The sequence below is a fragment of the Legionella genomosp. 1 genome (assembly GCF_900640215.1).
Lineage (GTDB): Bacteria > Pseudomonadota > Gammaproteobacteria > Legionellales > Legionellaceae > Legionella_C > Legionella_C quinlivanii_A.
Genome location: NZ_CAAAJH010000001.1, coordinates 174,048 through 188,551, shown reverse-complemented (window position 1 = coordinate 188,551; position 14,504 = coordinate 174,048). Strand labels below are relative to the sequence as shown.

Genomic DNA, 14,504 nt, shown 5'->3' with positions numbered 1-14,504 from the left:
GCTTATAACCCTTCTACCTTGAGCTGCATGACTTTACCATGCCAGGAAACCAATAAAACAGGCGATCTCTGCATTTCATATGCATGCATACCATCCGCGCTGGTCATACTGCCAATCCATCCAGGCGACAGAATGGTCAGATTGGTCCGAACGTACATTTTATCGTTGAGTAACCATGCTCTTGCATCGCCGCCACTTACTACTAATCTCGTGCTGCCATCCGGCGGAACCCCATCCAGAACATGCAATAAAATATCACTGACTGCCGGAGGAATACCTTCTTCCATTGGCATACTTTTAGCGTTTGGACCATAACCCTGAATTCTTAAATCGACTCGATAGTCGACTGCTTTTTGTCCGGGAATCAACGTCAGCATCACCGGCGTATTCAAACCTCTTAATCTCACAGCCAGGTTGCCGTAATTATAAAGTCTTAAGGCCTGGATCATTAGTGTATTACTGGTTTTATCCCACTGTATGTTGAACGAGGCAGGATCACCCAGATCGTAGGCGCTTATAGGCCAGGGTGCTCCGGTTGAATCCAGGAATACAAGTGAAGAAACAAAGCCTTGTGATAAACGGATAACAGGCGGCGTAGATCCAGGCGACAAATTTACAAACTGAGAGGTCGCTGTCGGTTTGGGTGGTGTTCCCGCTGTGGAGGTTTCAGCAAAGTCATTAGCCTGGTAAGCATGCCTCAGGCGTATGATTTGTTCAGGAGTTAAAGGAAACTTTTGCTTTAAGACGCCATCAAATGCCTGTTTGTCGATGACATCATTATCATTTGCAGTCAAGACCTGTTGATCAGGAGCGCCGGGAGTTTTAGGCGGACCTGAAATTTGCTGCCCGGTTGTTGCATTCACTACCGTAGTCGTTTGCTGTGTTTGTGTAGTGCTCTGAGCCGTAGTTCCTGCAGTATTTCCCAGCGGAAGATTCAACTGCGGACTGGGGCTGGAATTCCCCCCCTGCTGAGCAGACAATTTTTGCTGCAGCATACGTAACTGCTGTAAAGCCTGCTGCGCCGAGTCGGATTGCTCGGCTGCATAGGAAGCAGTAATGACCGAGTTAAATGCGAAGACAGCAGTCAAACCATATTTTAATAATTTATGCGATCCGGTTTTTTGCATCAGGTTACTCCACCACTAGCTGGTCCCACGACAAATTGGGAAATTCCTATTCCTCGAGGCGAATTCAAAGTAGACACCCGAGTAATCAACATTGTAACAATGTTATTTTGCTGTGAAAACTCACTGGCACTCTGATAAGTAACCAGAATCGGCATTTGGATTCGCCAGGAATATCGACCGTTCAGTAATCCTTTCTGCAAAATAATCGGAGCGCGTGTTGCCACAGCGGAAACAATTAACTTCTTGGCCTTCACAGCATCCAGGTTATTGGATTGTTGTAAAGCCGTGAGAAACTGCTGCCAGCCTTCGGCAGTAAAGAATCCGGATGATGCCTGCAACTCATCTCGATAGTTTACGAAGTTATAGGTAAACGCAGCAATTGCAGCCTGATTCGCCCATTGCAACACCGATGAGTCGGATTGGTTAGGCTCGTTTAAAGGAAACAATGGCGTTATTCGCCCGCTAATACTGGTTGCGAAATATTTAGGTGCCGGTGGATGGGTTAGAACATATACGAGCAATCCTGCCATCATAAAATTAACAATGAATGACAGGATCAATGCAACCATTAATTTTCTTTGTCCATCGCGGTAAAACTCATTACGGAGTGTTACCACTGCTAAAGCATCATCAACCATTTTTTCCTCTTTTATTCTGGAATGGGTTTCTCATTGTCATCATTTACCGGATCCGGTGGCAATAAAGCTTCGTTTGAATAGTTAGGTGTATCCATTGGAGTTAATACGACTGGCGGCGTAATTCCATTGGTTGCATAAAAATCCGGCTGTGGCTGATGAAACCGGCTATATGCAATTGCAATAAACAGCAATACATTGATGCCAAGCATGATTAATATCCAAGTCCCAATCCTGCGATAGGTTGAAACATAAAATGATTTGGATTCTTTAATTAAATTCCAAGCCACCCGACTCATTTTAACCTCTGCTATACAATAGCGTCTCTAAATGTTATTTCAATTCTGGAATTAGGTGACTGATCACCACCCTGCATTATTCCTACAATAGGCTTATCACTTCCTGCGCCCTCTACAAATATAAAACGGCTATCTATACACTGGGACCATAAATAATCTGCAACGGAGCGTGCACGAGTTAATGTAAGGGCCTGCTCGCGCTTGCAAGACAAATATTTATTGCTATACGCAGTAACAGTTACCGACACTTTTCTAAACATTTTCATAAATTGCGCTACATCATTTAATATCGCGTAGGATTGCCAGGTCAGTCGAGGGGACTGATCAGCAAATAGTGCAGCAGATGGAATACTTATCAGATAATCTGACCCGATGGTGATTACTTTGACACCCATATTTTTGAATTTGCTCTGCATGGACATCACTGCTGAATCAGAGCTGTTTTGGACCTTTCCAGGTAATTTAATCCCCTCATCAATAGGATAGGAACCGCCCTTACTGCTACATCCAGGCAAAACAGAGGTTGCCAGCAAGCTGACAGGCAGAACTATTGATTTAAGCAGGTCAAAAAACGTTCGTCTCACTTATACCCTCTTGTCAAAATTATTCACAGCTTATCGCGATGATAAACGCTGGCGTGACCTTCGGTAATTTCATTATCAAATAAAAACATACAAATCATTACGTTACAAGCAGTTCATGAAAATTCAATTCATAAAAGACAGTGAATGACTAAGTATTAAGCAAAATAGATTTTAAATCATCACCACTGGAAACAAGTTGAGCTGAGAAAATATTTTCCAAAATTTTACAATGGGAGAATGAGCAGCCTTCGAGACCGTTGTGTTTTCCATAAAATAGCTGCTTTTTGAAGATTTTGAACTGACGTTGGCCTACACACTGCGACACACATCACCCCTATGGCTTGTGAGCAGAGTCCAGTGTTTCTCTATGAGTCTTCTTAATTCCTCGGGCGAGCCGAGGGACATAGGTTTACACAAGGCGAGGCAGGTAAGAGAATAAAAACATCAGGTTTCTTCTGAAGCTTTCTCATTAGCCTTATGCCGCTCTTCGACAATCCTTCCAGTCAGGGTTCTTACAATTTCTGTTAACTCATAAGATTCAATGACGTCCCTCTCCTGTGGCGGATAGGTGGTCGCCATCTGGAAGTCTTTTATCAATTCATTAGCAACAGAACCTGAATATTTATCCTTTGCCCCACTATTCCTTTCAATCGAAGCCAGGTAATTTCTGGTTTCGTTAATTGCGAGAATAGGCATGGAAAACTGCTCAGTATCTTTAACCAGTAAGGGAAGGGTATTATGAGACGTTCGCAGTTTGCTGAAGATGGTAAGAACGCCCTCTTCTTCCTCTTCGATAATTTCTTCAACCGGTTCTGGCTCGTTATGGCCGTGGTAAGCCAGCAAAGCAGCCACGCCGCGTTCGATAGGCTCAACCACTGTTGATTCACGCAATACCTTGGTAATGAGGCTTATTTCTTCGCTCTCAGGAACTTTATCGATACTCAGATCACCGCTTTCGAGAACCTTCTGGAAACCCGACAGTTGTTTTTGCAGTTTTGCCAGATACTCATCCGGTGGAGCTTCAACCTTCAGGAACTGATTGAGCTTTAATTGTTTAACCGGTTTGGGATTGGCGTAAAACATACGCGCACGGACAATTTTTGACTTGAAGAAAATGTGCGCCTCGCCTTCTGTTTGTTCCTTTAAATCCAGCAGGTCAATCCGGGCTCTTTTTTCAAAGGAAGAACTTTTAGTATCAAGGTAACTGTTAGTCATACTGCTATCTTTCGTCTGGAAAGAATCGACCTTGGTTACATAGGCTTCACCTGCAGTTTTGGTAAAGAAATCCCAGGTTTCGATGGGGTCTTCCAGCTTCATACAGATTTTTATGTTGGTATTCGCACCGATTGACGCAGCTTCCTCCTTGGATGCTTTTTGGAACGCTGGTAAATCCTGACCAGCAAAAATAGCAGAGAATCCTAAAGACCTGGCCTGTGCAGGCACTACCGCAAAACCTTGAACGGCATAATAACCATATTCATCCAGAATACACATGTAGGGTGTAGGTGAATTTGTAGGCTTTCGCTCGATCACATCCCGATAATCACCCTCAACCTCTTCACCTAAGCCCGCTGCCATCATTGCTTTTAGTGAAGATACAATAACTTTTCCCAGATTGGATAACTCATCCGGAGATTTCTCAAGAGCAGGTAATAAGACAACCAGAATGCGGCGGTTAAGCACTACGTCTTTAAAATCCACCTCGGCCAGGTTGGTTCTGATAATGTGCCCATAGGTATCAGCCAGGGATGAAAATACCCGCACCAACTGCATAGTAATAAACCCGTGCTGTTCCAGGACCTGGGAAACCTGTTTGCCCTTCTTCTCTTTATTATATCCCGGAAGGTTAAACACATAGTTTCTTAATGGGTCAGTCACAAGCTTTGGAACAGATTCTATATTTATACTTTCCTGCTCATCCCGCGGAAATACTTTATCAATAACAATTGCTTCCAGACGGGTTAAGTCGAAATAATTACGAATGGAGTTGGCATCCAGCAAAATAGCACCATCATCGCGCATATACACAAGCAGTTTCATCAATGCTTCCACGAAGCTGATTGCCCTTCCCTTCCACATATCACCGTCCGAGGATTGCCCTGAGGATCCCATCAGACTAACTACCAACTGGGTTAGCATACTGGAAGAACCCTGACAAAAAGGGTTTAGTGTATTGGAGAGACGTTTTTCCTGGGGACCCACAATATCGCGGGCGCCAGTCATGAAGTTAATGAGCAGTAAGTCATCTTCTCGCCCCATGCTTCTGACCATTGAGAAAACTTTTGCATAGAGGGAGTTATCCCCTTTCCCATCAACATAAATGAAGCCGCTTCCCTGTACCAGGGCATTAAATGCCAGCGAGACCAGCGCTTCGGTTTTACCACTACCGGTAGAGCCGAAAATTAAGGCATGGGTTCTTAAATCTTCATTGGCGAACCATAATTCTTCATTGCTTTTGCGGTCATTCCCAAAAAACGCGATACCGCGAGCGGTGTAGGGTGTTTTAATACCGGGTTTCAAATCATTATAATCTTTTACACGGGCGATTTTAGGTAAACGAAAGGGTAAGACCTGTTTGCGGGTATAAGTATATATAAAAAAGAAAAATCCCAGAATTAATAGCAAAGTCGCTATTTCAGAAACGTAATAAGCAATACCGGCCAGTGAAACCAGAATAATCGATACATTGGTGGGATCGGAAAAGAAATCCGCTAAACGCTGACCAACCGTTCGAGTATCTCTAAGTAACTGGCTTGGATCTATTTCATGACGTGAATCAATACCGCGCATCATGGCTGCAACTCCTGAAGTTCGCGTGGAGATAATTTCACTTCTTTAATAGCCGCTTCCAGGGCTTTAATAGCTTCATCGATCATCGGCACCAGCGAACGTCTTTTCATAGCTCTTTCTGCTTTCCAGTGGGCAAACGGCCCTGCAACTTCCGCAAAGGGGGTTTGCCTGCCTACACAATTAAGCATATACCATAATCGCCTGTCTGTGGGTTTTAACCAGAGAAATTCCGAGCTGGCCACCACACCATCATCTCTGGACGCCTGTAACAGGGAAGCCATTACTGTCAGTAAATAGGCATGCTGTACCAGAATTTCCTGAACATTCTCTGCATTCTGGTATTTCTTGATAATCGGTAAGGCCACCGAATAATCCGGCTTGCCTTCACTGAACGTTTTGTCGATTGTTTCCATGATCAGATTAGCAGAGCCTCTGTCTCTGTTCATCCGCGCCATGAATATTGCCGCCAAAGCCCTGGCATGGGGCGGACATCGCTCGAAGCTATCCCAGTAAGGTCCCAGTTGCAAAGTAAACACACGCTTAGCATCTCCCCGCCGAATACCGGCAGTCATTTCCATACCAGGCAGCGGATTGTCCAAAATTGCATCATCTTTTCGCAGCAGATGATATTTGCGAGCAAATTCAAGCGGCGTCATCGCCATTGCCCAGGGGCCCTTATTGATATCCTGACTCACCAGATCTTCCTTGACGACAGGCATGATAGCGGGCCAATTGTATTGCTCCTGTGCTCTTAAGCTTTTCATATCATGCGCACGCTTAAATTTTAAGACGACATTAGACTGATAAAGATAAAAGGCTAATCCGACCAGGATCACTATGACAGGATAACGAACGTAATCACCTACTGTACGAGTCAGGTCAAGAAACTGGGTCCAACTGATCGTAGCAGGATCAATGGTCTGCATTAGATAAACATCGTTCTCTAACTTGGAACTGCTTATAAAAAGACTTACCAGCTTTGCCTGCATCACATTGATTTTAAAAACAAAAGCAACGATATACTGATGCCCGGCATACCAGATAATCCAGCCGATCAAAAACACCAGTACCATAATCCATACTGGGGCCATTGAATTATCGCCGCCGCCCTGCTGTTGTGGTTGTTGAGCCATCCCATCAAATCAAAGAGATTTACATAACAGCAAGTATATACCTGCCCCTAAGGATTTTGCGAGATTAGTTCGTTTATTTTTTAAATAAAGCCAGGAAAAACAAAAAGGACGGGAAAAATTATTGACTATCATTGGGTTGGTTTTTTATCAAGCGGCCTTTTACATATTTATAAGTGCCCGAATAATGAACAAAGCGATTAATATTTTCAAGGTTAATTGAACGGTCCTTTAAAGTTAATAAAGGCTTGCCAAACTTATCTTGCGGAATTTTGTCGGAAGATAGCGGCAAAATATCACTTTGATTGATGAAAATGCTAATGTAAGACTCATTCATTTTATTTTCTTTCGATTTAATTATAAATTTTACATTCTCTTCATCGGCATAAATAGGACGCGAAATAACCTGACGAGGCAAATTGGCGAGAATCCTCTCCCAGCTTTGCATGCTATTTCCCTCTGAAGAATAAAGCGCTATGAAAACTTCCTGCTGTCCACTGCGCAAGGCTACCCGATTAAGTAAGGTAGCATTGGAATTATTTTTAGGTTTTCCATTTTCCAGTGAGCGATTATAACTGTCTCTAATCTCACGCAGATTTTTTCCGATAACACGCAAAAAATTAGACTCTTCCCAGGGGCCTGTTTCAATAGCCTCATCAAGAGCCTTTAAAATATCTGCAGATTGTTGATCGTCTACACTGTCTTTCATGCGTGAGAAAATTCTTGAAAATTAAAATGAAAGAGCTTGATAGCTCTATCATTCAGGGATAAGTGGAGTATAACAGTATTATGTAATCTATGCAGAGTATCAAGATAAATTATTAGGGCTTGTTTTTAAAGTTTTTCAGGACAATAACTTTTAAAGTACTACCCTTAAACTAGAACAATCCGTAATCTCGTCGGGTTTCAACTTCTTCCTTAACAACCTCTGTCTCAATGGACTTAACTGGTTTATGAGTAGAAAGTGCAGCCTTGAAATCATTGTCACACTTGCCCAATACTTCCACACCTCTTGCATTGGCTGGATCAGGTTTAAAGCTATTCAATCGCTTCAGGGTGGAAAAATTTTTCTGAAACTCTTTGTATGCTTCTTCAGCAGTTAATACTTTACTGGCCTGACTAACTTGTGCTTGCGCCAATGGGGACGAATAATTTGCTACATCAGAGACAGGCTTTTCACTTCTTGGAGACGAGCCAGGCCTTAATGAGCTTTGCATTATTTGAGTACTATCGGATTTTAATTCTTCTGCCATTCCTTACACCCCAACTCGGTCAATTACAACTATAAGTTTAGCAGTTTATCCTTAAGCTAAACTTAAGGCTTACTATTATTTTTATAACAGGAAGTAAACAAATAGCACATCCTGAAATCTAGCCAAACAACATGCTTTCTTATTCATTTAAACCTGAAGTGCCCAACTAATCAAGAGTTTATATTAAATAAATGTGATTAATCATACATCAGTTCGTCCAAAGGAGTATAATCACGACTGGGTCCTCCCTGAATGAGCTCGTTAATGACATCAGTCATACATAATAAACGCAGAGCGTTGGGAGTCACTTCATCAAAAACCACGCGAATTCCTAACAAAGACCCTTCTGCTTCATCAAAAGTTGCCCCCAAGCCGTAACCCAGACAGAGAGAACATAGCTGATCTGCTCTTCTGGCAATAGCTGGAAGAAGACCGGTATCGGAAAACACTTCGTCAAAACTTACAAAACGATCATTCAAATAAAACTTGGCATTCATGCTCGCCGCAATTAAGGCCATACTTTTTTTTATATCTACTTCCATTAGCGCCACCAGGGTTGAGAGGATCGGACTCGCCCAGCCAGAAAACTCCTGAGCCAGCGTAAAAAAACGGGCACGGTGAACCCATAGTGTTCAATGATGCCGAAAAAGAAAGCAGAGACGAGGACCAGTACGCCTGTCCATATTCGTATGTGCATAAGAAAGAGAAATATGGGAAACGCAGCTCGCGCATCCACCATAAAAAAGCGAGCACTCCTGGCCGAATCCCTCCAGTGGGTACTCTCGGAAAATGTACCAGCCATCACAAACCCCGGAATCGTTAATTATTATCAATTATATATAACATATTTAATTGCGCGAGATTTATTGTCAACTATTGAAGTGAGAATTTTGAGAATGAAACTGTGGATGTGCAAAAACAGTCTGGTTTTAACAGTGAGTTTAAAAAGAAACCGAATATCAGCTCCAACCAGGAGTATTCTGAGGTCCTTCTTTTCTTGTCAGAATATCTTTTAGTATATCAGCTTCAGATTGTGCAAGACCTTGTGCCTTGGTCGAAACAGGTTGAATTGATGCTGAAAGAGTGTTATTGCCTACTCCCAGCTTTTTCAATATTGCTGCTGTACTATTTGATTTTTCGTCAATGGCCATAAAAAACTCCCGCACTAAACCTATACCAATAATATCAATTGAAGATTAAGGTTTTCTTAAGAAACATTAATATTCAATTTTTTTAATTTTTTTTCAGCTCCGTAATCTCCTTATCTTCATTTTAACTCGCTCTGTAACGCGGCTTGTTCGCGGTATCCAGATCAAGTACATATTAATTATATAGCCTTAAATTTAAGTTAACACAATGATGCAAAGCCTTACAATAACTTAACAGTACAATTTTTTAAATCAAGTTATGATAATTGAATAATATTTAATCTTAAGAAGATTATCATGCGCCAGTACAGCCTCGATGAAAAAAAATTGTTTCTTTGGAAAGAAAAACTGCACCAGAACAAAACGCAAAAATATCAGGGAGTAAAACGTAAATTATTAGAGATACTCGATTCAGACGAGGCATTATCGATTAGAAAAAATCGATTTGAAGAATATCGAAAACAGCTCATAAGCGACAATCACGGACAAGGCTGGACCTGGACTCCTCATTTTACCTGGTTTTGGAGATTCCTCTCTTTTTTCTATCCGATCAACTATCCTCAAGGCTCTTCTCTGAGAAAGGCACTTCTGGATGACATCGAAATTTCTGAAACCAGGCTGGCGTTAAAAGATTATCACCAATCCCTCTGTTTAGTTGATCTTAAAGACAATGAATTTGAGCTGGCTCTTTTTATCGATCCCAAGTCAGCTCTGGATGATCTGAAAAATCGTATTGAACAATTATCAGCAGATACATCCCCAACTGATATTGAAGTCATATTAAATCGACTGGACGCTATAAAAAACGAACTGGAAAGCAATCTCTATCATCTGATGCTGCAAAAAATTTGTAAGGCCTCCCCCCGAATAGCCTGCTCCAGACTTTATAAATTAAGCCAGGAAGCGTTTGAATATCCCAGCACCCATGAATATATTGAAATCAATTTGCTGGCAAACACCTTGCTTTCCCATTTTGTAACAGGATTCAGGCAAGCTGCCAGCCATCTCAACTCAGGATTTGAGCTGCTGATTTTGCTTTGTCTTTCAGATGACAAATATCGCCGAAAGCTTAACATCACTGGAATTTCTCGCTATGGTCTTGCTTTAAAAACCGAAAATCCGCAGCTAAATCCTCACACCATTTATCTTGAATTGCGCAGCAATGGCCAGCTTCATTATGACTCTGGAGATGGTCTTCTCACAGGAACTCTAAGCAGAGAGTTTTTAGCCGCCACACTTTCCCCTCGAGCAATAAATACTTTATTTGAATCGCTGGAAACTGAAGCACCGATTCATCTCGGCATATATCAGCGCAAAATTCTGGAAGCGATTACTCAACAAAACAGGGTTAAATTGTCTGATCCACTGGCAGAGTTAATTGCTGATATATGCAAGACGGACTCTCAGATTTTTCCTGAAAATAGCCTGCGTCGAGTAATGAGAGATGAAATGGCAGACAAACTTTATGAAGCACTTGACGCTCAGGGGAAGGCAAGTCGACAGGCTCGAGCAATGTTGTCAGGCCAGGCTCTCAATCATTGTAATCATCTGCAAATGCTTCAGGATATCTTCACTTTGCATCATAAAACGCATACACCGCCTCAAAATCCTCTGCTCTATTTAGTGGCTAAATCCTTATGCGAAAAGCTTTTTATTGATTACCGCAAAAATAACGCAGACGGACTATGGAAAGAACATGAAATAGGTTCTGAAATGATAAAACTGCTGCAAATTGCATTTATCAATACTGTACAGCCTGTCAGTACATTTTATAGGCCTGCTGAGCAAGAGGCTATATTGAGTCCTTATAATTATCCCTCGATTATTCCTGATGCCTTCAGGGAAGCAGAGGCCGATGCTATAAGGTTTGTTTTAAATAGCGGCTATTCAGAAACCCGCTTGCTGGACAGCATTAATGAAACTCGAAGCGAACGCAGAAAGACTGTCTCGCAAATTTCATGCGAATGGATTATTTCACGTGTTCAGCAGATTTCCCCTGCCCTTACTCAAGCGGTCGAACACCGTCTGGTTCATACGCAATTTTATGATGTCGATGATTGGCTGATTATGAAAAAACAAATGAAAGGAACACAGCAGCCTACGGAATTACTAATGGAGTCGCTCAAAGAACAACTCGCGCTTTCCAGACGCGCAAGAGAGAACATTCATTATGAAAACGAGAATAATGCGGTGAGTAAAGCACTGAGTCTGCTCTTACAATTACTGGGAAGTGATTCTGTCACCTCAGAGCAACTGGAGGAAATATACAATTATCAACTGGATAAACTGCATTTTTACATCACTCACACATTAACAACAGTCCTGAAAAACGAATTAAAAGAGAGACAAGCCAGGCTGCTTCGATGGGATGAACAATCACTTAAAGATTTTCAGCTAATTGAAGAAGCGTCTGTAAGTATGCCATTGCATCGCAGTCTTGAGCATTTGGATAATGCAAATAGCTGTATCCAGTCTGAAGTTCGCAAAGATTTTGCCAGGCAATATACTGAATCACGAATGGCCGTTTATCATTTTTCTATCTATATGAAGCAATCCGAATACCAGGACAAGGCAGCCGCCAAAGAAGTATTGACTGGCTTAAAACCTTATCTTTGCGAGGAGCAATATAAGTTGTGGATGATGAAATTGAGCAAACAATTAAGTAAACCACTCGTTCTGGAAGTGACAGTACTTAAAGAGGCAACCCTGTGTAAACAGGCGGACCAGCCTCCTGTCCCTGCACAGAAAATGTTTGCCTGAAACTCAGGTTGCAGGTGTCTTCATAATGAAAAAGCAAATTTATCCATTTCTTTTGCCAGCAATGCGGATAATCGGGTAAACAGGGGATGGGCGCTATCCTTGTCAAGATGGTCTATCCGTGAAACCGCTTTAATTCCCTGCAGCACATTGCTGGTAAATAATGCCTCGGCGTCCTGAATCATTGCTCTGGTAACAGGACTTTCCCGGCAGTCTATCTGATTATCCTGGCAAATAGAGAATATACGCTCACGCAATATGCCGGATATTAAGCCCTCAGCAGGCGGAGGGGTTTCTATCCTGTTTTGATGGATTATATAAAAGTTGGCTATGCTGGTTTCGATCGCCCTGTTTTCTGTATTAAAAAACAAAACATCGTCTGCATTCTGATTAGCGGCCCAACGGCGTGCCAGAATCTCTTCAAAATAGCTGACAGATTTATACTGGTAAACAGGATTCATGCGATCCCTTTGCCAGGGGCAGCTGATTAATTTAAGGGGAGACTCAAGGGGCTGATAATCAAAGCACTCCAGAACAAGATGCGGGCTATTGCCGCTTTGCGTCAAACCACGAGCGGCTGTGCCAGGTGTTAATATGATTTTCAATCCACCCTCAGTGAAATTCTGCTCTGCCAGATATTGCCCGATCACTCGTTGCCATTCTTCTAAAGCCAAAGTAAAAGGAATACCCAATAATGCGGCGGTATTACTTAAACGCTTCCAGTGAAGGCTGCTATATAATGCTTTGCCCCTTCTAACTTTGAGCGTTTCAAATACTGCTTCACCAAGAAATAACCTATCTGCCGAGGAAAGGCACAAGCTAGCGCCAGGCGGATGGAAATGAATGCGAATCACCTGCTAATAATCCATAAAATCATCAAGCTCCTCACGCAAGCGCTTTTCCTCCAGCATATTCTCCAAACGACGACGTGCATCTAAAACGGCAGATTCGCCGGCATCCATATCCACATCATCATCCTCAGGATTGACAAATCCATCTTCGTCCAGTATTTCATCCTCATCAAACAGATCGGTCATATACTCACCTCTTGCAAATTTTATTGAATACGACAATAAAAAAATTGCTATATACCTTATTTTTTAAATTATGCCTAGGATCTTTTGACAAAATTTTCTGACATAATCACTTTAATATTCGACAGGATTTCCTGTCTTTAAACACTGGATTCGATTTAGCATGGATTTTCAGTGATTTTTGTTCCAAAATAACTGATAAATGTTTCTTTTTTTTGTGGAATTATCATGGCCGATCGTCTAAAACGAAGCATGAAAGAAGTTTACAGGGGCATAAGAGAACGGCTTCCCCTGGAATATCGCCGGACAAACTCCAGACGAATCTGCAATCGGATTAAACAGCTGGCCGTGTTTCGCAACGCCAGACATATTGCGCTTTATCATGCAGCAAACGGTGAAGTGGATTTACACGATATATGGCGTTCTGTTCCCTTACAAGGAAAATATTGCTATTTTCCTGTTATTCGGCCCGATAGAAACATGCATTTTATGCCGGCGACGCCTGCCACTTTATTTGAAAGAAATAAACATAACATTCACGAGCCGCAAGTTGAATCCGGCAAAGAGATTAGTATCCACCAATTGGATCTTATCCTTTTGCCTCTGGTTGCCTTTGACGATTATGGTACTCGTTTAGGCATGGGGGGAGGCTATTATGACAAATGCCTGGACACAATTGATCGCCCCCTCACGATTGGCGTCGCCTATGAATTACAACACACCAGCTTTATCAAACCCGATGACTGGGATGTGAAAATGTCTATTGTGGTGACCGAAGAGAAAACTTACTGGATTAAATAAAAAAATGAACTATTGGTTAATGAAGTCAGAACCTTCCTGTTTCAGTATTGATGATTTACAAAAAGCACCGAATCAGACAACCCATTGGGACGGTGTCAGAAATTATCAGGCCAGGAATTTTATAAAAGAAATGTCAACGGGTGATCAGATATTGTTTTACCATTCCAATTGCACTCCGCCTGGTATTATTGGCATTGCCGAAATAACCAGTAAAGCCTATCCCGATTTCACCGCATTTGATCCAGACAGCGAACATCCTGATCCTAAAAGCACACCTGAAAACCCACGCTGGTTTATGGTCGATGTGCGGTTTAAAGAGAAATTCAAACGTTTGATTTCGCTTGAGGAACTAAAAAACTATCCTGAGCTGGGCAGCATGCCCTTATTAAGAAAAGGAAATCGTTTGTCAGTGATGCCTGTAAGCGCCGGTGAATGGCATTTTATCCAGGAATTAAAGTGAGCGGTCTTAAATTGCGTCCTCACCCATTTCCCCGGTGCGGATGCGAATTACCTGCTGCAAATCATAGACGAAAATTTTACCGTCACCTATTTTACCGGTGTAGGCTGATTTGCAGATTGCATCGATAGCAGGTTCAACCATATTATCAGGAAGCAGCAGTTCAATTTTTATTTTCGGCAGGAAATCCACTACATATTCCGCACCGCGATATAATTCGGTATGCCCTTTCTGACGGCCAAAACCCCGCATTTCAGAGATAGTTATGCCAGGAACATTAATCTCCATTAATGCTTCATGCACATCATCCAGTTTAAAAGGTTTAATAATTGCCGTGACCATTTTCATTTTTTATTCCTGGAGAAGCTTTCAATTAAAAATAATATTCTAGCTGATCATTTCTATAATCAGGAAAAAGTTTTTTACCACAGACCTGTTTTTAATAGCTAATAATATAAATCAGTTATCAGACTTTCCGCATTGAGTTAT

17 protein-coding genes are annotated in these 14,504 nt (G+C 41.9%); 3 read left to right on the top strand and 14 right to left on the bottom strand.

Annotated features, from left to right (window positions below; genetic code table 11):
• Positions 1-2 precede the first annotated feature (2 nt).
• From E1O89_RS00850 to E1O89_RS00800, 11 genes are all read right to left on the bottom strand, one after another.
• A complete protein-coding gene (locus tag E1O89_RS00850; protein WP_410054749.1) occupies positions 3-1,088 on the bottom strand; it encodes a DotH/IcmK family type IV secretion protein in 1,086 nt (361 codons plus the stop codon).
• 38 nt (positions 1,089-1,126) lie between these two features.
• Positions 1,127-1,765 (bottom strand): type IVB secretion system apparatus protein IcmL/DotI, encoded by a 639-nt coding sequence (locus E1O89_RS00845; RefSeq protein ID WP_058508962.1) that lies wholly within the window; start codon positions 1,763-1,765, stop codon positions 1,127-1,129.
• Positions 1,766-1,776: 11 nt separating this feature from the next.
• Positions 1,777-2,061 carry a type IVB secretion system protein IcmM/DotJ gene (gene icmM, locus E1O89_RS00840; RefSeq protein WP_112219872.1) on the bottom strand — a complete coding sequence of 95 codons (285 nt, stop codon included), beginning with the start codon at positions 2,059-2,061 and terminating at the stop codon, positions 1,777-1,779.
• Between the two features lie 11 nt (positions 2,062-2,072).
• Positions 2,073-2,645, bottom strand: coding sequence for a type IVB secretion system protein IcmN/DotK (gene icmN, locus E1O89_RS00835; RefSeq protein WP_262337357.1), 573 nt, complete (start codon positions 2,643-2,645; stop codon positions 2,073-2,075).
• Positions 2,646-3,089: 444 nt separating this feature from the next.
• Positions 3,090-5,438, bottom strand: coding sequence for a TraM recognition domain-containing protein (locus E1O89_RS00830; RefSeq protein WP_133138510.1), 2,349 nt, complete (start codon positions 5,436-5,438; stop codon positions 3,090-3,092).
• Positions 5,435-6,568, bottom strand: a complete 1,134-nt coding sequence (gene icmP / locus E1O89_RS00825; protein ID WP_133138509.1) for a type IVB secretion system coupling complex protein DotM/IcmP — start codon at positions 6,566-6,568, stop codon at positions 5,435-5,437. The genes E1O89_RS00830 and icmP overlap by 4 nt, the downstream gene beginning before the upstream one ends.
• Positions 6,569-6,686: 118 nt before the next feature.
• Positions 6,687-7,274, bottom strand: a complete 588-nt coding sequence (gene icmQ, locus E1O89_RS00820) for a Dot/Icm secretion system protein IcmQ (protein ID WP_112219868.1) — start codon at positions 7,272-7,274, stop codon at positions 6,687-6,689.
• A 169-nt stretch (positions 7,275-7,443) separates the two neighbouring features.
• Complete coding sequence (locus tag E1O89_RS00815; RefSeq protein ID WP_133138508.1) at positions 7,444-7,818, bottom strand: hypothetical protein; 375 nt, start codon at positions 7,816-7,818, stop codon at positions 7,444-7,446.
• Positions 7,819-8,015: 197 nt separating this feature from the next.
• Positions 8,016-8,360: a type IV secretion IcmS family protein gene (locus E1O89_RS00810; protein WP_058508956.1), complete on the bottom strand. Its 345-nt coding sequence runs from the start codon at positions 8,358-8,360 to the stop codon at positions 8,016-8,018.
• Positions 8,360-8,620 carry an IcmT/TraK family protein gene (gene icmT / locus E1O89_RS15545; RefSeq protein ID WP_112219866.1) on the bottom strand — a complete coding sequence of 87 codons (261 nt, stop codon included), beginning with the start codon at positions 8,618-8,620 and terminating at the stop codon, positions 8,360-8,362. Before icmT ends, E1O89_RS00810 begins: the two co-directional genes overlap by 1 nt.
• 157 nt (positions 8,621-8,777) lie before the next feature.
• Positions 8,778-8,969 carry a hypothetical protein gene (locus E1O89_RS00800; RefSeq protein WP_112219865.1) on the bottom strand — a complete coding sequence of 64 codons (192 nt, stop codon included), beginning with the start codon at positions 8,967-8,969 and terminating at the stop codon, positions 8,778-8,780.
• 294 nt (positions 8,970-9,263) lie between these two features.
• On the opposite strand from E1O89_RS00800, the gene E1O89_RS00795 reads away from it, so the two are divergent.
• Positions 9,264-11,726 carry a hypothetical protein gene (locus E1O89_RS00795; protein WP_133138507.1) on the top strand — a complete coding sequence of 821 codons (2,463 nt, stop codon included), beginning with the start codon at positions 9,264-9,266 and terminating at the stop codon, positions 11,724-11,726.
• Positions 11,727-11,746: 20 nt separating this feature from the next.
• Here E1O89_RS00795 and E1O89_RS00790 read toward each other — a convergent pair whose 3' ends face one another.
• On the bottom strand, positions 11,747-12,577 hold the full coding sequence (locus E1O89_RS00790) for an aminotransferase class IV (RefSeq protein ID WP_133138506.1): 831 nt from the start codon (positions 12,575-12,577) through the stop codon (positions 11,747-11,749).
• 3 nt (positions 12,578-12,580) lie between these two features.
• Positions 12,581-12,760: a PA3496 family putative envelope integrity protein gene (locus E1O89_RS00785; protein WP_112219862.1), complete on the bottom strand. Its 180-nt coding sequence runs from the start codon at positions 12,758-12,760 to the stop codon at positions 12,581-12,583.
• Between the two features lie 225 nt (positions 12,761-12,985).
• Here E1O89_RS00785 and E1O89_RS00780 point away from each other — a divergent pair, with 225 nt between their 5' ends.
• Both E1O89_RS00780 and E1O89_RS00775 read left to right on the top strand, forming a co-directional pair.
• Positions 12,986-13,558 (top strand): 5-formyltetrahydrofolate cyclo-ligase, encoded by a 573-nt coding sequence (locus E1O89_RS00780; protein ID WP_133138505.1) that lies wholly within the window; start codon positions 12,986-12,988, stop codon positions 13,556-13,558.
• Positions 13,559-13,577: 19 nt separating this feature from the next.
• Positions 13,578-14,018 carry an EVE domain-containing protein gene (locus E1O89_RS00775; RefSeq protein ID WP_262337356.1) on the top strand — a complete coding sequence of 147 codons (441 nt, stop codon included), beginning with the start codon at positions 13,578-13,580 and terminating at the stop codon, positions 14,016-14,018.
• A 6-nt stretch (positions 14,019-14,024) separates the two neighbouring features.
• Here E1O89_RS00775 and E1O89_RS00770 read toward each other — a convergent pair whose 3' ends face one another.
• Positions 14,025-14,363: a P-II family nitrogen regulator gene (locus E1O89_RS00770; RefSeq protein ID WP_058508948.1), complete on the bottom strand. Its 339-nt coding sequence runs from the start codon at positions 14,361-14,363 to the stop codon at positions 14,025-14,027.
• Positions 14,364-14,504 lie beyond the last annotated feature (141 nt).